Below are 22,717 nucleotides of genomic sequence, written 5' to 3' on the forward strand. Positions count from 1 at the left end.
CCTTGGGAGACTCCACCATGGACATCTTGCGGATGGACCGCGACCGGTTGCTGCGCTACGTGGTGCAGCAGCTGCACAACACCCTGCCCGACGACTTCGACCCGCGCCCCGACATCGATGCGCACCTGGACGAGGCGCTGCACCGGCTGCACACGTGCATCAATGCCGTGCGGCCCTGGCGGCAGGACTGCTTCGACCCGCTGCACTCCACGCAGTACTGCAGCTTTCTGTACTTGCTGGCGCACACCATCTGGCGCAGCACCGGCAACGCCGACACGCCCACGCGACTCTTCTTGCTGAACAAGGCGCTGAACGGCATCGATCTCTTTTATGAAATCGAGCTGCCGCCGGTGTTCTTCATCGGCCATTCCGTCGGCATCGTCTTTGCCAAGGCCACCTACGGCAACTACCTGGTGATCTACCAGAACTCCACGGTGGGCAAGAACCACGGCGTGGCGCCGGTGCTGGGAGAGGGGGTCGTGATGTACCCCGGCACCGCCATCATCGGCGGCTGCCAGGTGGGCGATGCCACGGTGCTGTCGCAGGGCACGAGCCTGGTCAACACCAGCACGCCGGGGCATTGCACCGTGTACCCGGCCGACGCCGGCAAGGTGAGCTTCAAGCCCACCCGGCGCGACGCCTTGCAGGACATCTTCCGGCTCTGACGCGACCACGGCGACGGCGACGGCGAACGTACGCGCGTCGTCTGTCAATCAACTCATCGGTCAGCCGGCCGCGACGCCCATCCCCATCGCCTGCGTGGCGTGCTGCAGGTAGGTCACCGCAAACTCGGTGTGTCCATGGGCATGCTCCACCTCGGCCAGGCAGGCCAGGGCCACAGGGTCGTGTGGCACGGCGCTGAGCACCAGCTCCGCCAGTTCCGTCACGGCCACCCAGTGGCGGCCCGTGACGCCTTGCGCCGGTCCCGGCGCCGCAGGCGTTGGGGGCGCGGCCTTGGCTTTTTCCACCAGGTCCTGCAGGAGCTGGTGGGCTTCGTGCAGGCTCACCCGGTGGCCGGGCTTCAGGCCCACGCCGGGCACGGGGGGCTGCGTCCACTCCTGCGGATACTGCTGCACCCAGGCCTGGATGGCCTGCTCCTGCGCCTCGGGGTCGTCCGGGTGTTCGGCCCGGGCCAGCCACTGCAGCCACATGACCCGCAGGCCCTCGCCGAAGCACTGGTTGTACAGGTCCTCGCGCATCAGGGGTGAGTTCTCCGTCTCGCCGCGCAGGCTGAGCCGCAGGTCGTTGAGCGCCGGCACGTCGGCCGCCAGGCCCGCCGCGATGCGCACGTAGTCGTCCGGCGTCTCGGCCAGCCACTCGGTGCGGCCCAGGTAGGTGAGCATGCCCACCCCCATGCGGCTCTTGAAGCTCTCGCCCACCATGGAAACGATGGGCACGCCCATCCACAGCACGTCGAAGGTGGTGGTGCCGCCGGTCAGCGGAAACGGGTCCAGCGCGATGTCGATGCGGTGGTAGGTGAGGTACTGGTTGTCGTGGCTGAGCGCCACCAGGTCTACGCGCGCCGGGGGCAGGCCCAGCCGCTCGCACCGGTCGCGGTAGGCCTGCGCGAACTCGGGGCGGTCGAGGTTCTTGCCTTCGATCAGCAATCGGGAATCAGGCACGGCCGCAAGAATCCTGCCCCACAGCGCCAGCACCTCGTCCGTGAGCTTGCCCAGGTTGTTGCAGCTGCCAAAGGTGACGAAGCCGTTGCTCACCGCGGGCGACGTGCGCACCTGGTAGCGCGGCTGGTAGCGCCACAGAGGGTTGCGGCTCATGGGCCGGTAGCAGGCGAACAGCGTCGGCAACCGGTAGAGGTGCTCGGTGTATTGCGTCTCGGCCCCGGGCGGGTCGGTGATCTCGTCGGAGAATTTGTAGTCGACCGCCTCCAGGCCCGTGGTGGCCGGAAACCCGAGCCAGGACACCTGGACGGGGGCGGGCTTGTGGGCCAGGGCCAGCAGCCCGTTGTTGCCGGTATGGCCTGCCAGGTCGATCAGGATGTCGATGTCGTGCGCATGGATGGCTTTTGCCTGCTGCTCGGGCGTGAACCCGGCCAGCCGCACGAAATGGTCGACATGGCGCTCCACGCGGTCCGTGACATGGTCGGAGCGGGGGAACAGGAAGAAGGCATAGACCTCGAATTGCCGCCGGTCGAGCTGTGCCAGCAGGCCTTCCACCGAGTACATCACCGCGTGCACCCGGAAGTCGGGCGACAGGAACCCGATCTTGAGGCGCCGCCAGGGCGGGCCGCGGTGCGCGTCGAAATGGGGCCACTCGGGCCGCAGCGGTGGCTCGAACACGCTGCCGAAGTGCCGCGCCGCCACCGACAGCTGGGACGCATCCACCTGGGGGTCCGCCAGCATGAACAGCAGCCGGTTGGTGTAGTTGCCCGGGTCGTTGGGGCGCAGCGCGATGGCTTTCTCGCAGTCGTGCACGGCCTCGCGCACCTGGCCCAGCTCGCGCCGGTGGATGGCGCTCTGCATCAGGGCCGCCACCTGGTCGTGGAGCGTGTCCGCCAGCCTGGCGGCTTCCTGGCTGGCGGCAAAACCCTTGTCGTGCAGGTTGATCAGGTAGCAGCACTCGGCCAGCTTGATCCAGGCGATGGCCTGCAGGGGGCGCAGGGCGCACACCTTCTCCAGCAGCGGCAGGGCGTCGATGTTGTAGGCGTGCTCGATCAGGATGTTGGCGTAGTTGACGAGCAACTCGGCATCGTCCGGCCAGTAGATCCGCGCCTGCTTGTAGGCCTTGAGCGCGGCATCGAAATCACGCTCTTTGTTCAGCGAAAAGCCCAGCAGGCGGTGCGCGGTGAGGTGCCGCCCGTTCTTGCGCAGCGTCTGGCGGCACAGGCGGGTGAGGAGCGGCCAGTCAGCGGCTGCGAGCGCCGCACGCAGGCGGGCGTCGTCCTGTTCGGTGTGTTTGGGTTGCACGTTGCGGCCGATCTCCGGGCAAAGGGGCTTCAATGGGGCAGTGTGCCACGCACCAAGGCAAAGGGGCCCGTCGGGGCCCCTTTGTCGTCGTCATCGTTCCACCACCTGAGGGGCTGGCACCAGGCTGCTGGTGAATTACTTGAGCAGCGAGAGCACGCCCTGCGGGATCTGGTTGGCCTGGGCCACCATGGCGGTGCCGGCCTGTTGCAGGATCTGGGCGCGCGAGAGGTTGGCGGTTTCCGCGGCGAAGTCCGCGTCCTGGATGCGGCTGCGCGAGGCGGAGAGGTTCTCCGACGTGATCTGCAGGCTGGCGATGCTGGTCTCGAAGCGCGACTGCATGGCGCCCAGCTTGGCGCGTTCGCCGCTGATGAAGGCCAGGGCCGAGTCCACGGTCTTCAGGGCATCGGTCGCGTTGGTGAAGGTGGTCACATCCAGGTTGGCCACCGTGTGCAGCGACGAGCCGCCGTTGTCCAGCTGGTTGCTGGCCGAGGTCAGGGCGAACGACTTTTCGGAGTCGAGCGTGATGTAGCCACCGGTGGAGACGTTCTCTGCCGTGGTGTCGGCGGTCAGCGTGCGGGCCGTGCCGTTGCTGGCGCCGGCGGCGTCGTAGCCCGTCACGGTGACAGCGGCCGCGTTGGCGTTGGCGGTGTCGCCGATCACGATGTCATTGCCGGTGGCGTTGGTCAGGATGATCTGCGTGCCGTCCGAGCTCAGCGAGGCGTTGATGCCCGTCTTGGCCGATTGCTCGTTGATGGCCGACACCGCGGGCGACAGGCGGTCGGTGCCGGTGGCGGACGTCAGCGTGAACGACACGGTGCGGGCGGCCCCGATGTTGTCGCCTTCCAGCGTCAGCGAGTACGAACCGGCCGATGCCATGCCGGCCAGGCGCACTTCGGTGCGGGCCGTGGCGGTGACGCCGGTGGTGGACTGCAGGGAGTTGATCTGGTCGGCCGTGGCCTTGGCGGTGGCGTTCGATGCCACCGTCATGGTGCCGGTGCCTAGGTAGCCGCTGATGGACACAGCGCCGCTGGTCACGCCGTTGGAGACGGCCGTGGTGCCGCTGACGGCAGCCTGCGCGCCGATGCCGGAGCCGTTGGAGGCGACGTTCTGGTTGTTGCCGTACACACTGGTGCGCAGGTTGGCCGTGGCCGCCACAATGGTTTGGTTGGCGTTGGCACCGACCTGGAACTGCTGCGTACCAAATGTGCCGTCCAGCAATTTCTGGCCGTTGAATTCGGTGGTTTGCGAAATCCGGTCAAGTTCTGCCACCAATTGGCCGACTTCCTGTTGCAGGGCTTGGCGGTCGCCGGCACTGTTGGAGGCGTTGGCCGACTGGACGGCCAGTTCACGCACCCGCTGCAGGATGTTGCCGGCGGAGCCCATGGCGCCTTCGGCCACCTGGGCCAGGGAAATCCCGTCGTTCGCATTGCGAACAGCCTGGTTCAGGCCACGGATCTGGCTGGTAAAGCGCTCGGAAATCGCCAGGCCCGCCGCGTCGTCCTTGGCGCTGTTGATGCGCAAGCCCGACGAAAGGCGCTGGATCGCCGTGTTCAGCGACGCCTGGCTGGTGCCCAGGTTGCGCTGTGCTGTGAGCGAGCTGATGTTGGTATTGATGGTTGCTGCCATGGCGAAACTCCTTAACGTCGCAAGACGGATCTGTTTGCCGGTTCAAGCGCACCCGTCCGGCTGTCAATGGGGGAACGATGGACGAATTGTGGAGACGCCACTTTTTGGCGTTGGGGAGATAAGCGGCAAAAAAGTCGCACAACTTGTGCGTTTGACCCTCAAGTTTTCCGGCGGCGACCCGAAAACATTTGCAACGGTCCGTAAGCGGCCCGCCGTTCACCAGAGGCTAAGGAGCGCTGGAGAACCCAGGAGGCCAGCGTGGTGCTGGCGACCCCGGCCGGCGGCAACGCCATATTCAGTCAGTTCTTTCTGGAGATTTGCAATGGCTTCCACCATCAATACCAACATCGCCTCGCTCACCGCTCAGCGCAACCTCGGCACCAGCCAAACCTCGCTGAACACGTCCATCCAACGCCTGTCCTCGGGCCTGCGCATCAACAGCGCCAAGGACGACGCGGCCGGCCTCGCGATTTCCGAGCGTTTCACCAGCCAGATCCGCGGCCTGAACCAAGCGGTTCGCAATGCCAACGACGGTATCTCCCTGGCGCAGACCGCTGAAGGCGCACTGAAGGCTTCGGGCGACATCCTGCAACGTGTGCGTGAACTGGCCGTCCAGTCGGCCAACGCCTCCAACAGCGCTGGCGACCGCCAGGCCCTGCAACAGGAAGTGGGCCAATTGGTCTCCGAACTGGACCGCATCTCGCAAACCACCGAATTCAACGGCGCCAAGCTGCTGGACGGCTCGTTCGGTACGCAACAGTTCCAAGTGGGCGCCAACGCCAACCAGACCATCGTGGCTGCCACTGCCAACCTGCGCACCAGCGTGTACGGCAACAACCAGAACGTGGCCTCCAACGGCTCCGGCATCGGCGCACAAGCCCCTGCCAGCGGCACGACGGCTGTGAACAACGGCGTGACCAGCGGCGCTGTGTCCATCAGCGGCTACCTGGGCACCGGCAGCCTGACCGTGGCGTCCAGCGCCACCGCCAAGGCCACGGCCGACCAGATCAACGGTATCAAGGCCAGCACTGGCGTGACCGCCACGGCCCGCACCGAAGTGCGTCTGGGCGGCATGGCATCGACCGGCTCCTACTCGCTGACCCTGGAAGGCGACAACGCCGGCGCACCCCGCACCGTGTCGTTCACGCTGACGTCCGCCACCGGCACCGACCGCCTGTCGGCCGCTGTGTCCGCCATCAACGACCAGACCGCCAAGACCGGTATCAATGCGTCGCTGAGCTCCGACGGCACGCAAGTGATCCTGACCAACGCCACCGGCAATGACATCGTGGTGGGCGACACCGCCAATGCCAACGCTGCCGCCGTGACGGTGACGGGCTACGACGCTGCCGGCGCCAGCAACGGCACCGCCCGCACGCTGACGGCCGACACCACGGCAGAAAACGTGTCCACCGGCGGTTACATCACGCTGGACTCGGAAAAGTCCTTCGCCATCACCTCGGCCAGCAACCAGCTGGACGCAGGCGGCTCGGCACTGCAAACGGTGGCCAACTTGGACGTGACCACGTTCGGCAACGCCACCAACGCCCTGAAGACCGTGGACTCCGCCCTGGCCTTCATCAACGGCGAACGCGCCAAGCTCGGTGCTCTGCAATCGCGCTTCGAAACCTCGATCAGCAACCTGCAAGTGACGTCGGAAAACCTGTCTTCTTCGCGCAGCCGCATCCTGGATGCCGACTTCGCCGCGGAAACGGCCAACCTGTCGCGCTCGCAGATCCTGCAACAGGCCGGCACGGCGATGGTGGCCCAGGCCAACCAGCTGCCACAGGGTGTGTTGGCCCTGCTGCGTTAAGCGGCGGGTAGGGCGGTCGGGGCGTTGCAGCGCCCCGGCGGGACCAGGCGGCGGCAGATTTCTGTCGCCGCCATTTGGCTTTTTGGCGGCAGATTGCTTCGCTGCCATCGGGCACTTCAAGCCAGTGGGTGCCAGGACCGCTGGATAAGACGGGTTTCCTGGTGTGAATACGGACGATGCTGGCGGCCATTCGGCGCCATAATTTCCGTTGGACCAGTTCAGGAGGTTGTTATGGCCACGATTTCATCCGTAGGTGTCGGCACGAATGGGCTGAATGTCAAAGACATCATTTCCAAGTTGGTCGAACTGGAAAAAGCGCCACTGACCAAGCTGGGTGTCGAGGCCGCCACGGTCAAGACCAAGATTTCCGCCTTCGGCCAGATCAAGTCGATGGTGTCCACGCTGCAGGATGCCGCGAGCAAGCTGACCAGCGTGACGGGCTGGAATGGTGTCTCCACCACCTCGTCCGATTCCAAATTCGTATCCGCCACCGCTGTCGGTGGCACCTTGCCCACCACGTTCAGCGTGGAGGTGCAGAGCCTGGCCAAGGCCCAGGCCACCGCATCAGCGGCACTGCTGCCGGTCGGCGGTGCGCTGGGCGCCGGTACGCTGCGCCTGGAGCTGGGCAAGTGGAGCGTCTCTCCGGCGTCTTTCACGCCCGGGTCCGGCCAGCCGGTCGATATCACCGTCAGTGCGAGCGACAAGCTGTCCGACGTGGCCAGCAAGATCAATGGCTCCAATGCGGGCGTGACGGCGTCGATCCTCACGGACGCCTCGGGCGAGCGTCTGCTGCTGCGCAGCAAGAGCACGGGCGAGGAGTTCGGTTTTCGCCTGAGCGTGATGGAAGGCGCTGACACCGATCCGCTGAGCGCGGGCAACACCGATGCCTCGGGCCTGTCGCGCCTGGTGGCCGGCTCCACCGTGACGGCCGTGGCCGCCGACGCCAAGGCGACGGTGAACGGCATTGCCGTGTCGTCCGCGACGAACACCTTCGCGTCCACGGTGTCCGGCGTGACCTTCAAGGCCGAGCAGGTCACCACCGCGCCGATCGACATCACCGTGGGCAAGGACCAGTCGGCGATCCAGTCCAACATCGACGGCTTCGTGAAGGCGTACAACGCCATCAATGAACTGCTGCAGGATGCGACCAAGTACGACGCCAAGACCAAGTCGGCCGGCCTGCTGCAGGGCGACTCCACGACCGTGGCGCTGCAGAACTCGCTGCGCAACGCGATCCAGTCGGTCACCACGGGCGGCGGCGCCTTCCAGCGCCTGGCCGATGTGGGCATCACCCAGCAGCTGGGCGGCAACCTGGCGGTGGACACCACCAAGCTGAACAAGGCACTGTCCGAAAATCCGGACGATGTGAAGAACCTGTTTCGCAATACCGGCGGCGGCGCGGCGGACGGCATTGCCGTGCAGCTCAAGGCGCTGACCACCAACCTGCTGTCCAACGATGGATTCTTCAAATCCAAGGACGACACGCTGCAGCTGAACCTCAAGCGCAACTCGCAGGACCAGACCCGCGTGAGCGAGAAGGTCGACTCCTTCGAGAAGCGGATCACGCGGCGCTACAACGCGCTCGATACCCAGCTGAGCAGCTTGAACGGCCTGAACACCTATATCTCGCAGCAGGTGGCCGCCTGGAACAAATCGACGGGCTAAAGAGGCTTCAGTTTTTCTGGCGCAGGCCGATAACTCAAGTAATACCTCGGAAGGATTGTCAGCATGTTCAGCGCCTACAGCCCTCGTGCAGCCAACGCTTATCAGCGCATCAATGTGGAGACCAGCATGCACACGATGGACCAGCACCAGCTGGTCGCATTGCTGTATGAAGGTGTCCTCAACGCCATCGCCACCGCGCGGGGCTCCCTGGCCCGTGGCGACGTGCTGGGCAAGGTCAACGCCATCGGCAAGGCGGTGCGGATCCTCGAAGAAGGTCTGAGCACGTCGCTGGACAAGGTGGACGGCGGTGAACTGGCCGAAAACCTCGGTGCGCTGTACGACTACTGCATGCGCCGCCTGATCCTGGCCAACGCCCGCAACGACGACGCCATCATGCTGGAAGTGATGCGCCTGATCGAACCCGTGGCCCAGGGCTGGGGCGAGATCAAGAAAACCGGCGCGGCTTCCGCGTCTCCCGCCAATTCCCCTGCCGCTGGCCAGCCCGTGCTGGTGGAGGCTTGAGTCATGTCCCACATGCTGATTGATTACTACAAGGCGATTGAAGACAGCAGTGCCAAGATGCTGGAGGCTGCCAAGCTCAAGGACTGGGACGGCGTGGTGCGCTACGAAGGCGCCTGTGCCGTGCTGATCGAGCAACTGCGCTTCAAGTCGCAAGAGCACGAGCTGCTCCCCGAGCACCGCCGCGAAAAAAGCCGCATCATGCAGCGCATCCTGCGCAACGACGCCCAGATCCGCTGCCTGGCAGAACCCTGGCTCGCCCAGTTCGAACACCTGTTCGAAGGCCAGCCGCAGATGATGCACTGAGCCCTGTGCTGAAGCCCAAGACAAAGCCGACCCTACGAGGTCGGCTTTTTCATAGGCCAAATAGGGTGCTACCGCTTGTCTATCAAGCGCAAGCAGCTATCAAATTAAGAGCAATTAGCTCCTGACTCCTGGCGCGAAGGCTCCATGGGCAACGAAGTCCCCGATACCAAGAGCGTGGCGTGTATTTTGGGAGGTAAAAAGTGCCCGCAGCGCTTATCCAACCAGCGCAAGCAGCTACGAAATCAGGAGTAGGCCCCCACGGTTCGATACCGGCGCGCTCCCCCGCGAGGGATGCCCAGCAAGGGCCGCCCCGCAGCGAGGGCATCGTCCCCTTGCCCACAGCGCGCAGCGCTGTGAGAGCGAGGGGAAGGCGCGCAGCGCCTCAGGGGAGTGCCCCTGCTATACCTGCATGTTCATGATGTCGGTATACGCCTGCACCATGCGGTTGCGCACGTGCAGCGTGGCCTGGAAGCCGATCTGCGCCTTCTGGATGGCCACCATGGTCTCTTCCAGGCTGACCGAGGGGTTTTCCATCTGCACTTCGGTCTGCAGGTTGGACGACTTGTTCTGTGCGGCGCTGACCGACTGCAGCGCGCCCTTCAGCGCGCCCGAGAAACCCACGTCGTTGGCGTCGTTTTGCGGCGCTGCAGCACGGCGCGCCACGCCCGCGCCCGTCAGGGGGGCGGTAGAGCTGGAGATGCGAAGGTCCATGGCTGTGGTTCCGTGGGGAATAGGGGTATGCTGCGTATCCTAGCCATCGCGCCGGGGTTCATCGCTGGGAATTAATGGCCAAACGCGCGGCTTATTCAGCGAACATTTCGGAGGCGGGACCGAATAATCGACCCCACGCTTTGGTCCCTCGTCGGGCCTTCCTTACTGGAACGCAAGATGTCTGCAGTTGCTGAAATACCCCTCAATCCTCCCGCCAGCCCGAACTGGCTGCAGCGGCTGTCCACGCTGGACAGGGCCAAGCGCATGCGGCTGGGCGTGGGTGTGGCGCTGCTGGTCGCGGTGGCCATTGCTGCGATCGTGCTGGGCCGCCAGCCCGACTACCGGGTGCTGTTCGCCAACCTGAGCGACAAGGATGGCGGCGCCATCGTCGCCCAGCTGTCGCAGATGAACGTGCCCTACAAGTACGCGGACGGCGGCGGTGCCATCCTGATCCCGTCGGACCGCGTGCACGACGTGCGCCTGCGCCTGGCCACCCAGGGCCTGCCCAAGGGCTCGGTGACGGGCTTCGAACTCATGGAGTCCAGCAAGTTCGGCATGACCCAGTTCCAGGAGCGCCTGAACTTCCAGCGCGGGCTGGAAGGCGAGCTGACCCGCTCTATCCAGGCGCTGTCCTCGGTGCAGGGTGCCCGCGTGCACCTGGCGCTGCCCAATCAGAATGGTTTCTTCCGCGAGCAGCAAAAGCCGTCGGCATCGGTGCTGGTCAGCCTGCACCCCGGCCGCATCCTGGACCGCGCCCAGCTGGCGGGCATCGTGCACCTGGTGGCGTCCAGCGTGCCCGAGCTGTCGCCCTCGGCCGTGAGCGTGCTCGACGACACCGGCAAGCTGCTGTCGCAGTCGCCAGACGGTGGCGGCACGGGCACCGAGGTCAATGCGCAGCAACTGCTGCACGTGCAGCAGCTCGAGCAGCAGTACACCCGCCGCATCATGGACATCCTGGAGCCCGTGGTCGGCCGCAACAACGTGAAGGCGCAGGTGACGGCCGAAGTGGACTTCACGCAGACCGAGTCCACGTCCGAGCAGTTCCGTCCCAACCAGACCCCCGATTCCACCGCCATCCGCAGCCAGCAGGTGCTCGAGAGCAAGGGCAGCGCCAACAAGACCGCCACGGGCGTGCCCGGTGCCGTGTCGAACCAGCCACCCGCCCCGACCACAGCGCCCGTCAATGGCGCCAACCCTGCACCCACAGCCGGCAATAGCCAGCAGGGCACCGAAGAGCAGACCAGCAAGCGCGAGTCGACCACGAACTTCGAGGTGGACAAGACCGTGCGCGTCACCCGCGGCAGCACCGGCAACGTCAAGCGCCTGAGCGCCGCCGTGGTGGTGAACTACCAGACGGCCGAGGACAAGGGCAAGCCGATCACCAAGGCGCTGACACCCGAGCAGCTCGAGCAGATGACCGCCCTGGTGCGCGAGACCATCGGCTTCAACAAGGAGCGCGGCGACTCGGTCAACCTCATGAACACGCCGTTCCTGGTCGACGCCACCCCGGTCAACGACACCCCGCTGTGGAAGCAGCCCGAGGTGATCGACCTGGCCAAGACCTTTGCCTGGCCGGTGGGTGCCGTCCTGTTCGCGGCCCTGGTGCTGCTGGGCCTGGTGCGTCCTGCGCTCAAGAGCGGCACTGCCGCCAAGCCCCAGCCCGTCGCTGCGGCCGGTGGCCAGCTCGATGCGCTGGAGTCGGAGACGCCCGAGCGCCCCGCGCTGCCGGCGCCGAACAAGAAGGACGAGGTGCTGCCTGCAACGCCCGAGCAGTTGCGCCTGGACGATGCACGCGTGCTGGCCAAGGAAAATCCTGTGGCCGTCGCCAACATCCTGAAGTCGTGGCTCAACGGCGACCCCGCCTGATAAACCCATTCATTCCGGACGACCACCATGGACGAGCAAGGACTCAACGACGCCGCCATCATGCTGATGTCCCTCGGCGAAGAAGAGGCTGCCGAGGTCTTCAAGCACTTCTCGCCCAAGGAGGTGCAAAAGCTGGGCGAGACCATCGCCCGCATGCGGTCGGTCTCGCGCGAGAAGGTCGACCAGGTCATCAACAAGTTCTCCAACGCCGCGTCCGCGCAGAGCCTGCTGGTGTCCGACACCGGCAACTACGTGCGCGCGGTGCTCAAGCGCGCCCTGGGCGACGACAAGGCCGGGCTGCTGATCGACCGGATCCTGCAGGGCGGCGACGTTTCGGGCATCGAAAGCCTCAAGTGGATGGACCCGCTGTCCGTGGCCGAACTGCTGCGCAACGAGCATCCGCAGATCGTGGCGGCGATCCTGGTGCACCTGGACAGCGACCAGGCATCGGGCATCCTCATGCACCTCACGGACCGCCAGCGCAGTGAAATCCTGCTGCGCGTGGCCACGCTGGAGGGCATCCAGCCCACGGCGCTCAAGGACCTGAACGAGGTGCTGTTCAAGGTGCTGGCCGGCGGCGACAAGATCCGCAAGAGCTCGCTGGGCGGCGTCAAGGCCGCGGCTGAGATCATCAACCTGCTGGGCGGCAACATGGACGCCGTCGTGCTCGAATCGATCCGCGGATACGACCCGGACCTCGCCCAGAAGATCATGGACAAGATGTTCGTGTTCGAGGACGTGCTCAAGCTCGACGACAAGGCGATCCAGACCGTGCTCAAGGAAGTGGCGTCCGAGACGCTCATCGTCGCGCTCAAGGGCGCGGTGCCCGAGCTGCGCGAGAAGTTCCTGTCCAACATGTCCTCGCGTGCGTCCGAAGCCATGCGCGAAGACCTCGAGTCGCGCGGCCCCATGCGCCTGTCCGAGGTCGAGGCGCAGCAAAAGGAAATCCTGAAGACCGTGCGTCGCCTGTCCGACGAAGGCCAGATCGTGATCGGAGGCGGTGGTGATGATGCATTCGTCTAGCCGCTCGTACTCCCGCTTCATCCCCAGCGAAGAGGTGGGCGACTTCACCCAATGGAAGTTCGGTGCCGTGGATGGCTCCGACCTGCTCGAGCCCGAGCCCGCCGAAGCGGTGGCGGAGCTGCCGCCCGAGGTGGACGAAGCGGCCCAGCAGGCCCTCGTCCAGCAAGCGTGCGACGATGCCTATGCAGAAGGGTTCGCGCAAGCCCAGGCCGAGACGGCACTCGAGTGGCAGCGCCGCATGGACGCCTACATCGCGCAGCAGGGCGCGGAGACCGCCCAGCGCCTCAAGGGCGTGGAGCAGTCGTTCGACGCGAGCCTGATCGACATGCAGCAGCAGATGGCGCAGCAACTGCTGGAGCTGGCCTGCGACATCGCACGCCAGGTGGTGCGGCAGGAGCTTTCGGTCAACCCCAGCGCACTGCAGCCTGTGGTGCGCGAAGCGGTGAACATGCTCGTCACGGAAGGCCGCCCGGCCATGGTCCGCCTGAACCCTGCCGACATGCAGGCGATCGAGCAGCCGCTGCGCGAAGACCTGGACGGGCCGGGCGTGAAGTGGGTGGCGGATGCCGCCGTGGCGCCTGGCGGCTGCGTGGTCGAGTCCGCCGGCACCGTGGTGGACGGCAGCCTGGACAAGCGCTGGCAGCGGGCCATTGCGGCGCTGGGCCTGCAGTCGCCGTGGCAGGAGCCGGAGAGCCAGCAGGAGAAGGAGGGCGGCGATGAGCGTTGACGCTCCCTCTGCCTGGACGCGGTTCATGGACGACGCGCGCGAGCGCGTGGCCGAGCCGGCGCCCCTGGAGACCCGTGGCACGCTCACGCGCCTGACGGGCCTGGTGCTGGAGGCTGTCGGCATCCGCGTGCCGGTGGGCTCCCAGTGCATGGTGCAGATGCCCGGGCATGAACCGGTGCTGGCCGAAGTGGTGGGCTTTTCTGCCGACCGCGCCTTCCTGATGCCGGCGGGCGACATCCATGGGCTCTCCAGCGGCGCGAGCGTGGTGCCTGCGGCCCCCTATGTGCCCATTCCCCGCCTGGGCGAGCCGGCACGCGTCATCCAGCGCGCCGGCGTGCTGCGCCTGCCGATGGGCGAAGGCCTGCTGGGGCGGGTGGTGGATTCGCAAGGATTGCCGCTGGACCATGGCGGGCCCGTGCAGGACGTGGTGGCCGAGCCCATGGACCGCCGCCAGATCAACGCCATGGACCGCGACCCCGTGCGCGAGTCGCTGGACACCGGCGTGCGCGCCATCAATGCGCTGCTGACCGTGGGGCGCGGCCAGCGGCTGGGGCTGTTTGCCGGCTCCGGCGTGGGCAAGAGCGTGCTGCTGGGCATGATGGCCCGCTACACCCGCGCCGACGTGATCGTGGTGGGGCTGATCGGCGAGCGGGGCCGCGAGGTCAAGGAATTCGTCGAGGACATCCTGGGCGAAGACGGCCGCGCACGCTCGGTCGTGGTGGCCGCTCCGGCGGATGCGCCGCCGCTGCTGCGCATGCAGGGCGCGGCCTACGCAACCGCCGTGGCCGAGCATTTTCGGGACAAGGGCAAGCATGTGCTGCTGCTCATGGATTCGCTCACGCGCTATGCCATGGCCCAGCGGGAGATCGCGCTGGCCATCGGCGAGCCGCCGGCCACCAAAGGCTACCCGCCATCGTGCTTTGCCAAGCTGCCCCAGCTGGTGGAGCGCAGCGGCAACGGCCTGCACGGCGTGGGCTCCATCACCGCGTTCTACACCGTGCTGTCGGAGGGCGACGACCAGCAGGACCCGATTGCCGATGCCGCCCGGGCCATTCTGGACGGCCACATCGTGCTGTCGCGCGCCCTGGCCGAGACGGGTCACTTCCCGGCCATCGACATCGAGCAGTCCGCATCGCGCGTGATGCACAACGTCGTGTCGCGCGACCACTTCGACCTGGCCCGGCGGTTCCGGGCCGTGTATTCGCGCTACCAGAAGAGCCGCGACCTGGTGCAGGTGGGCGCGTACATGAGCGGATCGGACCCGGCGCTGGACGAGGCCATCCGCCTGCAGCCGGAGATGGCCGCCTTCTTGCAGCAGGACATGTTCGAGGCCGCCTCCATGGACGAGAGCGTCGGCGGCATGGCGTCGGTGCTGGACCGTTGACCGCATTGCGCCATCACCCTGCGTAGCCCACCATGTCCAACCTCCACTCCCTCGCCGTGGCCATCGACGTTGCCGAGCGCAAGCGTGACGACGCCCGCAAGGTGCTGCAGGACACGCTGGCGGCGCAGCAGGCCGCGCGCGCGCAACTGGATCAGCTGGAAGATTACGCCCGCGAGACCGAAGCACGCTGGGGCATGAAGGCCGACACGGCCATGCAGCCGGAGGTGATGTACCACCACTACCAGTTCATGGACCGCCTGGGCCATGCCGCGGGCATGCAGACGGGCGTGGTGGGGGACCACGCAGGCCGGGTGGAGGCCGCGCGGCGCGCCTTGCTGGACGCCGAACTGCGGCTCGCCAGCCTGCGCAAAGTCATCGACAAGCGCCGCCACGATCTGGAGCTGGCGCAGACACGAAGAGATCAGAAACAGACCGACGAGCGGGCCGCGCTGCAGTACAGCAGCGCGAGCCGCAGTTCGGTGGGCCAGGAGTAGCAAGCATGGAACCGACAAAAATTTCTTCACCGCAAGGCACGCAGCCGGCCCACGCTGCACGGCCCCGGTCTGCCGCGCAGGGGACCGACACCACGGACGCCGCAGGCTCGGGCGGGTTCCTGGCGCTGCTGGCTGCGCTGGGGGATGGGCCGCTGGAAGGGGCTCCGCTGGGAACGGTGGGCGCGGACCAGGACGCCACCGCCTTGCTGCCTGACGCAGGCAAGGAGGCGGTCGATGCTGCCGCGATGGCGGCGTGGCAGGGCTTGCTGGGGGGGCCATCGGCCCAAGGACACGCCGCGAGCGACACGGCAAGCCTTGCAGCCGCGGACGCCGTGCTGGGGGGGGGCGGGCGCGCCAATCCGCTGGCGGGTGCGCTGACGGGTGCAGACGGCGTCCCCCAAGGCCTGGTCGCTGAAACCACGATGCTGGACACCTCCGGTGACCTCAAGGGAGGCCAGCAGCCGGGTGCGGCACCTGGGTTCGGGCGGGCTTTCTCGCGCATGCAGAGCAATGCGCTGGCGCAGAAGACGGAATCCATCGAATCCCTGGGCAGCCGGTCGGCGGCGGTCGACGGCGGCAAGCTGCAACTGTCGCCACAGGCCTTCACGCCCACGGTCGCAGCCGCCTTCCAGGCCGTGGGCGAGCGCGTGACCGGCGCCGCGGCGGGCGAGCGTTCCACTGCCGGTACGCCTGGCCTCGGGGCTTGGGAGGCGGGTGCGCCGGCCGTCGATGGCCTGCTCGCGGCCACCGCGTCCGCGCGCAGCGCAGAGTCCTCGGGGGGCCGTGCGGGTGACGGACAGCAGGGTGCGACCACATGGGGCGACGGCATGTCGACCGGTGGACCGCAGGAGGCGGGCGCCGTCGATGGCACCGTGTTCACCGACCCGGCCCAGGCCGGTCTGGAAGAGCAGGTGGCGGACCAGGTGGCTTACTGGGTCCACCAGAAAACACAAAACGCCGAACTCACCCTCACCGGTGATGGGCAGCCGGTCGAGGTGTCCGTGTCGCTCTCGGGCAACGAAGCCCACGTGTCCTTCCGCAGCGACCAGGCGCAGACCCGTGACATGCTGGACCGCAGCATGGCGCAGTTGAGCGACCTGCTGCGCAGCGAGGGCCTGGTGCTGTCGGGCATGTCGGTCGGCACATCGGCCGGCCAGGGTGCGGACGCGGGGTCGGGTGAACAGCAGCGCCAGCGCGAGGGCGCCCGCCAGGGGCAGGTGATCTCCACCGCGCCAGCGGGCACGGCATCGCTGCAGCGCAGCGGCGGCTCGCCGGAGCGCGCGGTCGACATCTTTGTGTAGGGCGCTAGCGCGCGCCTGGGGCCGGGCGCTGGCCGCCCGCCGCGCCCGGGTCTGGCCGCGGGGCAGGGGGAGCGTGCTGAATGCCATGGTTTATGGCTTTTATTCTGGCTATTATTGGTTGCCTCTTCGCCCAATAATGGGCCATCCAGCTTTGCCCGCCCCCTGATGGCGCAGGCGCGGCTTGCTCACTACCGCAAGGAACCCGCATCGTGTCAGCCAATACCCCCGCAGCAGCACCTCCGGCCAAAAGCAAGAAGATGCTGATCATCATCATCGGCGTGGTGGTGGCCGTGCTGGTGATCGGTGGCGGTGCTGCGGCGTGGTTCATCTCCAGCCGGTCGCACGCCGATGCCGAGGACGGCGAAGAAAAGGCCGCCCACAAGGAAAAAGAGACGCCCAAGGTCGCGCCCACTTTTTTGCCGCTGGAGAACATGGTGGTCAACCTGGCCGACCCTGGCGGCGACCGGTTCGCGCAGATCGGCATCACCCTGGAAGTGGACGATGCGAAGACCGCCGAGCAGGTCAAGCAGTACCTGCCGTCCATCCGCAGCGGCATCCTCATGCTGGTGTCGCAGCGCACATCCAGCGAACTGCTGCAGCGCGAGGGCAAGGAAAAGCTGGCGACCGATGTGTTGCGCGAAGTCTCGCGGCCCCTGGGCTACTCGGTGCCCACCGAGCGTGAACGCGAACGAGAGCGCGCCCGCGAGAAGGGGTCCGCCGATGATGAGGAAGAGCGCCCCGCGCGCCGCCGGGCGGAGCCGCGCAACCCGGTGCGCCGCGTGCTTTTTTCCAACTTCATCATCCAATGACACGCGCAAGGACCAGCCGTCATGAGTGATTCGTTTCTTTCGCAGGAAGAGGTCGACGCCCTACTGGAGGGGGTGACGGGCGAAAGCCAGAAGTCGGTCGAGGAAGTGGCCGAGGCGGGCTCCGTCCGCACCTACGACATCTCCAGCCAGGAGCGCATCGTCCGCGGCCGCATGCCGACGATGGAAATCGTCAACGAGCGGTTCGCGCGCAACTTCCGCATCGGCCTGTTCAACTTCATCCGCCGCAGCCCCGAGATTTCGGTGGGCACGGTGTCGGTGCAGCGCTACAGCGCATTCCTGCGCGAGCTGGCGGTGCCCACCAACTTCAACATCGTGGCCATCCGCCCGCTGCGCGGCAGCGGGCTGATCGTGTGCGAGCCCTCCCTGGTGTTCGGCATCATCGACACGCTGTACGGCGGCGTGGGCAAGTTCCAGACGCGGATCGAAGGGCGGGATTTCTCGCCCACGGAGCAACGGGTCATCAACCGGCTGGTCGACGTGATCTGCACGGAATACAAGAAGGCCTGGCAGGGCATCTACCCGCTGGAGCTCGAATACCAGCGCTCGGAAATGCAGCCGCAGTTCGCCAACATCGCCACGCCCAGCGAAATCGTGGTGTCCACGGCGTTCCAGCTGGAAATCGGCGACCTCTCCGGCGCGATCCACATCTGCATGCCGTATGCCACGCTGGAGCCCATCCGCGATGTGCTGTATTCGTCCACGCAGGGCGACTCCATCGAGGTGGACCGCCGCTGGGTGCGGGTGCTGACACGCGAGATCCAGGCGGCCGAGGTGACCCTGGTGGCAGAGCTGGCGAAAGCCGATGCCACCGTGGAGCAATTGCTGGCCATGAAGCCCGGCGATTTCATCGAACTCGACCGTGAGCCGCGCATCCGTGCGTCGATCGGCGGAGTTCCAATTTTTGAATGCCAGTACGGAACCCACAATTCCAAGTACGCCATTCGCATTGAAGAGTGCCTGCGTAGTTCGGACATGAGCTGGCTGGGAGAAAAAGATGGCAACTGAAGAAGACAACAAGGACGCGGCCGCGGAAGACCCGTTTGCGGGTTGGGCCGAGGCGCTGGAAGAGCAAAAGAGCACGGACGCCAAGCCGTCCGATGGCGAGCAGGGCGGGCCCCTGTCGGGTGAGCCCGTGCGGCCTTTCTCCGGGGCCGGTGGTGGCGGCGATACCGTCAACGACATCAACATGGTGCTGGACATTCCGGTGCAGCTGTCGGTGGAGCTGGGCCGCACCAAGGTGCCGATCAAATACATCCTGCAGCTGGCGCAGGGCTCGGTCGTCGAATTGGATGCGCTGGCCGGCGAGCCCATGGATGTGCTGGTCAATGGCTACCTCATCGCGCAAGGCGAGGTGGTGGTCGTGAACGATAAGTTCGGTATCCGCCTGACCGATGTGGTGACGCCTTCCGAGCGCTTGCGCCGTGTCAGCCGTGGATAGCGCCGGCATGACCCAGACCTTGCTGGTCGTGGTGCTCTTCGTGGGCGCCATGGCCTGCCTGCCGTGGCTGGTCAAGCGCTTGCAGCAGCGCCACGCTGCCAGCTCGATGGCTGCAGGCACCGCGTCCCGCGTGTTGTCGGTGGTGGCGGTGGGGCCGCAGCAGCGCGTGGTCACGGTGGAGGTGGGGCCCGAACATGCGCGCACCTGGCTGGTGCTGGGCGTGACCGCCCAGAACGTGAGCTGCCTGCATGTGTTGCCAAGCGCTCCTGCCGCCGTGGGCCAGGGTGTGCCGGCGGGGGGCGCGAGCCCCGTCGCCGGGACCGTGCGCACGGACAACTCGTTTGCACAGGAAGTCGCGATGGCTGTGGCGGGCACCGGGAAGCCGCCCCATGGTTGACAGGCTTGCGTTGCGCCGCCTGGTGGCCATCGGGGGCCTCGGGGCTCTGGGCATGTCGCTGCACGGCCCGGCGCTGGCGCAGGCTGCCGGTGGCGCGTTGCCGCTGGTCGTGGGCAGCGGCCCGGCAGGCACGAGTTATTCCGTGCCCATCCAGACACTGCTGTTCTTCACGGCCCTGTCCTTCCTGCCCGCGGTCCTGCTCATGATGACCGGCTTCACGCGCATCGTGATCGTGCTGTCGCTGTTGCGGCAGGCGCTGGGCACGCAGTCGGCGCCGCCCAATCAGGTCATCATCGGGCTGTCGCTGTTCCTGACGTTCTTCGTCATGGGGCCCACGCTCGACCGGGTGTACCAGGACGCCTACGTGCCGTACACCACCAACGCCATCACCTTCGAGCAGGCGCTGGAGAAGGCCGAGGCGCCCATGCGCAGCTTCATGCTCAAGCAGACCCGGCAGTCCGACTTTGCGCTCTTTTCACGCCTGGCCCGCCTGGACCCCAAGGTCACGGCCGAGACGGCGCCGTTGCGCGTGCTGGTGCCGGCGTTTGTCACCAGTGAGCTGAAGTCGGCGTTTCAAATCGGCTTCATGATCTTCATCCCGTTTCTGGTGATCGACATGGTGGTGTCCAGCATCCTCATGTCGCTGGGCATGATGATGCTGTCGCCCGTGCTGGTCGCGCTGCCGTTCAAACTCATGCTGTTCGTGCTGGCCGATGGCTGGAACCTGCTGATCGGGTCGCTGGCGGCCAGCTTCGTACCCTGAAGGAGCCTGCAATGACCTCGCAAATGGTGCTGACCATCGGGCGCGATGCCCTGACGCTGCTGCTGATGATCTCCATGCCCGTGCTTGGCGTGGTGATGGCGGTCGGTCTGGTGGTGAGCATTTTCCAGGCCGTCACGCAGATCCATGAAGCCACGCTGGCGTTCGTGCCCAAGCTGATCGCCGCGATGGTGGTGTTTGCCATTGCCGGTCCCTGGATGATCAGCACGCTGGTGGACTTCATTCGCCGGACGATCGAGTCCATCCCGTCGGTGATCGGCTAGGCGCCAGCCTGTGCCCCTGGTACGGAGCGACGCCGGGCCCTTGCCTTCTTTGCCCGCTGAGGACTGCGCGTGATCACTTTCTCGGAAGCCCAGCTGATGGCGTGGCTGTCGCCCATCCTGTGGCCCTTTCTGCGGGTCCTGGCCGTGTTCTCGGTCGCACCGGTGTTCTCCATGCGCGTCATTCCCATGCGGGTGAAGGTGGGCCTGGCGTTCCTGGTGGCGCTGTGCGCGCAGGGGGTGCTGGGCGAGCAGCCGGTCATCAGCGTCAATGGGCGCGAAGCGATGGCGGCTGTGGCCCAGCAGGTGATCGTGGGGCTGGCCATCGGCTTTGCGATCCGGCTCGTGTTTGCTGCGGTGGAGCTGGCGGGCGAACTCATCGGCCTGCAGATGGGGCTCAATTTCGCGTCGTTCTTCGACCCATCGTCCAACACCCAGATCAGCGCCGTGGCGCGGTTCTTCGGACACATGTCCTTGCTGCTCTTCGTGGTGATCAACGGGCACCTGCTGATCCTCATGGCCGTGGTGAAGAGCTTCGAGCGGTTCCCGGTCAACGGGAACTTCATGCAGGCGCTGGGCCAGATGCGGGTGCACGAGCTGGGCGCATCGCTGTTCTCGAGCGCGCTGTGGATTGCGCTGCCCATGATTGCGCTGCTGCTCTTCGTCAACCTGACGCTGGGCATCATTTCCCGGGTGGCCCCACAGATGAACATCTATTCGGTGGGTTTCCCGGTCACGCTGACGGTCGGGATGCTGGGCATCGTGGCGACGCTGCCTTTGCTGGAGCAGCCCGTGCTGGCCCTGATGCAGCAGGCGGTCGATCTGTTCGCCCGTTAGGTGGCGGCGCCGGGCGCGCTACACCAGTCCGTTGCGGATGGCGTAGACCGTCAGCTCCGCGTTGTTGGAGAGCTTGAGTTTTTCGAGCACGCGAGAGCGGTAGACGCTCACGGTCTTGGGGCTCAGCATCAGCTCTTCGGCAATGTCCGAAAGGCGCCTGCCGGACGCGATCTTGACCAGGGTCTGCAACTCGCGTTCGGACAGCGTGGTGTGGGGCAGCTCGGGCGTCGGCTGCGCCAGGCTGTCCGCCAGCATCTGGGCCACCTCTGCCGTGAGGTACTTGCGGCCCTGCATGACGGTGCGCACGGCGGCGATCAACTCGACCGGATCGCCCGCCTTGTTGGCATAGCCTTGCGCCCCCGCTTTCAGGCAGCGCAGCGCGTACTGGTCCTCGGGGTACATCGACACCACCAGGACCTTGATGGCCGAGTGGGTTTCGCGCAGGCTGGTGAGCACCTCCAGGCCGCTGCGGCCCGGCATGTTCAAGTCCAGCAGCAGCACATCGCAGGTGGCCGTGCGCAGCACGTCCCTGAGCTCGGAGTAGCCCCCGGCCTCACCAGTGACCTCGATGTCGGGCGCGTCGGCCAGTGTGTCGCGAATCCCGCGCCGCAGCACGGCATGGTCATCACACAGGACCACATGAATCACTGAGCATCTCCAGAATCGGGTGGTATGGCCTGTGATGTTAGCGGTATGGACAGGATCACGGACGTTCCATGGCCCGGCCGGCTGCTGATATCGAGCCACCCGCCCACGGTGCGCGCACGCTCGTGCAGGCCCTTGAGGCCGAAGGCCTTGGGCTTGTCGCGCATCTGCGCATCGATACCGCGCCCGTCGTCGGTGACTTCGAGGGTGAGCACCTCCTCCCTGTCCGACAGCTCGATGTGGACCTTGCGAGGGTGGGCGTGTTTGGAAATGTTGGTCAGGGCCTCTTGCGCGGTGCGGTAGGCCACCAGCTGGATCTCGGGCGTGGTGTGCAGGGTGTCGCTGCTGCTGACCACCCGGGCCGGGACGCCCGTGCGGCGCTCGAAACCGTCGGCCAGCCACTGCACCGCGGCCACCAAGCCTTGCTCGAGGATCGGAGGGCGCAAATTCATCATGATGCGCTGGCTGGCCCCGATGGCGTGCTGCAGCATGTCGGCCGCCGATGCGGCGTGCTCCTGCATGGCCGGATCGGCGCTGTGGCGTCCGATCCACGCCACATCAAAGCGCACGGCTGTCAGTGCGCCGCCGATGTCGTCGTGGATCTCGCGGGCGATGGAGGCCCGCTCCTGCTCGATCGACAGTTGCAGGTGCTCGGTGAGGTCCGCCAGGCGGCGTTCGGAGGCGGCCAGGTCCGCGACCGCCTGCTCGCGGGCCCGGCGTGCGTCGTGCACTTCCAGCGTCCGCGCAATCACATGGGGCAGGCGCTGCAGATCGTCTTTGAGCAGGTAATCGGCAATGCCCAGACGCATGGCATCGACCGCAGCGGCTTCGCCAATGGCACCCGACAGCAGCACAAAAGGGGGGTGTTGCGGCTTTTGCGCCACATGCGACCAGGCGTCCAGTGCGGTGAACCCGGGCAGGCGGTAATCTGCCAGGATGATGTCAAAAGGCTGCTGATCGGTGGCCTTTTGAAACTCGGGGAGCGTATCTACCCTCTGGAGGTGGCATTGGAGACCGGAGCGCCGCAAGATCCTGGCCGTGAGGTCGTGATCCGTCAGTGAATCTTCAAGATGCAGGATGTTCAGGGTCTGGTCTGATGCTATGGTGACCATAGGGGCGCTATCATAGGATACAAATTGGAACAAACAAGGGTGTTTGTCCGGTTGGGGC

Annotated in this window: 23 protein-coding genes; 18 read left to right on the forward strand and 5 right to left on the reverse strand. The window is 66.3% G+C overall.

What is annotated here, in order from left to right; all coding sequences use genetic code 11:
- The first annotated feature begins 17 nt into the window (after nt 1-17).
- Nucleotides 18-665: a hypothetical protein gene (locus tag ACSQ3D_RS24665; RefSeq protein WP_396505005.1), complete on the forward strand. Its 648-nt coding sequence runs from the start codon at nt 18-20 to the stop codon at nt 663-665.
- 60 nt (nt 666-725) lie between these two features.
- Here the strand turns inward: ACSQ3D_RS24665 and ACSQ3D_RS24670 are convergent, their stop codons facing one another.
- Both ACSQ3D_RS24670 and ACSQ3D_RS24675 read right to left on the reverse strand, forming a co-directional pair.
- The gene (locus ACSQ3D_RS24670; protein WP_436128602.1) at nt 726-2,924 is read right to left on the reverse strand and encodes an O-linked N-acetylglucosamine transferase family protein; all 2,199 of its coding nucleotides are present in this window, start codon (nt 2,922-2,924) and stop codon (nt 726-728) included.
- A gap of 135 nt (nt 2,925-3,059) precedes the next feature.
- Entirely contained in the window at nt 3,060-4,550 is a 1,491-nt protein-coding gene (locus tag ACSQ3D_RS24675) for a flagellin (protein WP_436128603.1), read from the reverse strand.
- Between the two features lie 322 nt (nt 4,551-4,872).
- Here ACSQ3D_RS24675 and ACSQ3D_RS24680 point away from each other — a divergent pair, with 322 nt between their 5' ends.
- The 4 genes from ACSQ3D_RS24680 to ACSQ3D_RS24695 all read left to right on the forward strand — a co-directional run bounded on the left by ACSQ3D_RS24680 (nt 4,873) and on the right by ACSQ3D_RS24695 (nt 8,853).
- Nucleotides 4,873-6,363, forward strand: coding sequence for a flagellin (locus ACSQ3D_RS24680; RefSeq protein WP_056420025.1), 1,491 nt, complete (start codon nt 4,873-4,875; stop codon nt 6,361-6,363).
- Nucleotides 6,364-6,594: 231 nt separating this feature from the next.
- Nucleotides 6,595-8,028 (forward strand): flagellar filament capping protein FliD, encoded by a 1,434-nt coding sequence (gene fliD / locus ACSQ3D_RS24685; protein WP_056420022.1) that lies wholly within the window; start codon nt 6,595-6,597, stop codon nt 8,026-8,028.
- A 63-nt stretch (nt 8,029-8,091) separates the two neighbouring features.
- Nucleotides 8,092-8,550: a flagellar export chaperone FliS gene (fliS, locus tag ACSQ3D_RS24690; RefSeq protein ID WP_056420020.1), complete on the forward strand. Its 459-nt coding sequence runs from the start codon at nt 8,092-8,094 to the stop codon at nt 8,548-8,550.
- Between the two features lie 3 nt (nt 8,551-8,553).
- The gene (locus ACSQ3D_RS24695; RefSeq protein WP_056420017.1) at nt 8,554-8,853 is read left to right on the forward strand and encodes a flagellar protein FliT; all 300 of its coding nucleotides are present in this window, start codon (nt 8,554-8,556) and stop codon (nt 8,851-8,853) included.
- A 399-nt stretch (nt 8,854-9,252) separates the two neighbouring features.
- Here ACSQ3D_RS24695 and fliE read toward each other — a convergent pair whose 3' ends face one another.
- Nucleotides 9,253-9,564, reverse strand: a complete 312-nt coding sequence (gene fliE, locus ACSQ3D_RS24700; RefSeq protein ID WP_010466044.1) for a flagellar hook-basal body complex protein FliE — start codon at nt 9,562-9,564, stop codon at nt 9,253-9,255.
- 177 nt (nt 9,565-9,741) lie between these two features.
- Here fliE and fliF point away from each other — a divergent pair, with 177 nt between their 5' ends.
- From fliF to fliR, 13 genes are all read left to right on the forward strand, one after another.
- The gene (gene fliF, locus ACSQ3D_RS24705; RefSeq protein WP_056420015.1) at nt 9,742-11,430 is read left to right on the forward strand and encodes a flagellar basal-body MS-ring/collar protein FliF; all 1,689 of its coding nucleotides are present in this window, start codon (nt 9,742-9,744) and stop codon (nt 11,428-11,430) included.
- A 27-nt stretch (nt 11,431-11,457) separates the two neighbouring features.
- Complete coding sequence (gene fliG, locus ACSQ3D_RS24710) at nt 11,458-12,453, forward strand: flagellar motor switch protein FliG (RefSeq protein WP_056420012.1); 996 nt, start codon at nt 11,458-11,460, stop codon at nt 12,451-12,453.
- Nucleotides 12,437-13,180, forward strand: coding sequence for a FliH/SctL family protein (locus ACSQ3D_RS24715; RefSeq protein WP_436128604.1), 744 nt, complete (start codon nt 12,437-12,439; stop codon nt 13,178-13,180). Before fliG ends, ACSQ3D_RS24715 begins: the two co-directional genes overlap by 17 nt.
- On the forward strand, nt 13,170-14,564 hold the full coding sequence (gene fliI, locus ACSQ3D_RS24720; protein WP_436128605.1) for a flagellar protein export ATPase FliI: 1,395 nt from the start codon (nt 13,170-13,172) through the stop codon (nt 14,562-14,564). The genes ACSQ3D_RS24715 and fliI overlap by 11 nt, the downstream gene beginning before the upstream one ends.
- Nucleotides 14,565-14,596: 32 nt before the next feature.
- Nucleotides 14,597-15,058, forward strand: coding sequence for a flagellar export protein FliJ (gene fliJ, locus ACSQ3D_RS24725; RefSeq protein WP_056420008.1), 462 nt, complete (start codon nt 14,597-14,599; stop codon nt 15,056-15,058).
- Between the two features lie 5 nt (nt 15,059-15,063).
- Nucleotides 15,064-16,359: a flagellar hook-length control protein FliK gene (locus tag ACSQ3D_RS24730; RefSeq protein WP_436128606.1), complete on the forward strand. Its 1,296-nt coding sequence runs from the start codon at nt 15,064-15,066 to the stop codon at nt 16,357-16,359.
- Nucleotides 16,360-16,568: 209 nt separating this feature from the next.
- Nucleotides 16,569-17,168, forward strand: coding sequence for a flagellar basal body-associated FliL family protein (locus ACSQ3D_RS24735; protein ID WP_436128607.1), 600 nt, complete (start codon nt 16,569-16,571; stop codon nt 17,166-17,168).
- A gap of 21 nt (nt 17,169-17,189) precedes the next feature.
- Nucleotides 17,190-18,194: a flagellar motor switch protein FliM gene (gene fliM / locus ACSQ3D_RS24740; RefSeq protein WP_396505009.1), complete on the forward strand. Its 1,005-nt coding sequence runs from the start codon at nt 17,190-17,192 to the stop codon at nt 18,192-18,194.
- Nucleotides 18,184-18,627 carry a flagellar motor switch protein FliN gene (gene fliN, locus ACSQ3D_RS24745; RefSeq protein WP_396505010.1) on the forward strand — a complete coding sequence of 148 codons (444 nt, stop codon included), beginning with the start codon at nt 18,184-18,186 and terminating at the stop codon, nt 18,625-18,627. The genes fliM and fliN overlap by 11 nt, the downstream gene beginning before the upstream one ends.
- A 7-nt stretch (nt 18,628-18,634) precedes the next feature.
- Complete coding sequence (locus tag ACSQ3D_RS24750) at nt 18,635-19,024, forward strand: FliO/MopB family protein (RefSeq protein ID WP_056419995.1); 390 nt, start codon at nt 18,635-18,637, stop codon at nt 19,022-19,024.
- Nucleotides 19,025-19,076: 52 nt separating this feature from the next.
- Nucleotides 19,077-19,787 carry a flagellar type III secretion system pore protein FliP gene (fliP, locus tag ACSQ3D_RS24755; RefSeq protein WP_235504102.1) on the forward strand — a complete coding sequence of 237 codons (711 nt, stop codon included), beginning with the start codon at nt 19,077-19,079 and terminating at the stop codon, nt 19,785-19,787.
- An 11-nt stretch (nt 19,788-19,798) separates the two neighbouring features.
- Nucleotides 19,799-20,068 carry a flagellar biosynthesis protein FliQ gene (gene fliQ, locus ACSQ3D_RS24760; RefSeq protein WP_056419989.1) on the forward strand — a complete coding sequence of 90 codons (270 nt, stop codon included), beginning with the start codon at nt 19,799-19,801 and terminating at the stop codon, nt 20,066-20,068.
- Nucleotides 20,069-20,137: 69 nt separating this feature from the next.
- Nucleotides 20,138-20,902, forward strand: coding sequence for a flagellar biosynthetic protein FliR (fliR, locus tag ACSQ3D_RS24765; protein WP_056419985.1), 765 nt, complete (start codon nt 20,138-20,140; stop codon nt 20,900-20,902).
- Nucleotides 20,903-20,920: 18 nt separating this feature from the next.
- On the opposite strand, the gene ACSQ3D_RS24770 is transcribed toward fliR, so the two are convergent.
- Complete coding sequence (locus ACSQ3D_RS24770) at nt 20,921-21,550, reverse strand: response regulator (protein WP_056172965.1); 630 nt, start codon at nt 21,548-21,550, stop codon at nt 20,921-20,923.
- The gene (locus ACSQ3D_RS24775; protein ID WP_436128608.1) at nt 21,547-22,659 is read right to left on the reverse strand and encodes an ATP-binding protein; all 1,113 of its coding nucleotides are present in this window, start codon (nt 22,657-22,659) and stop codon (nt 21,547-21,549) included. The genes ACSQ3D_RS24770 and ACSQ3D_RS24775 overlap by 4 nt, the downstream gene beginning before the upstream one ends.
- Between the last annotated feature and the right edge of the window lie 58 nt (nt 22,660-22,717).

It is taken from the genome of Acidovorax sp. LjRoot117 (assembly GCF_964252695.1).
GTDB lineage: Bacteria > Pseudomonadota > Gammaproteobacteria > Burkholderiales > Burkholderiaceae_C > Acidovorax.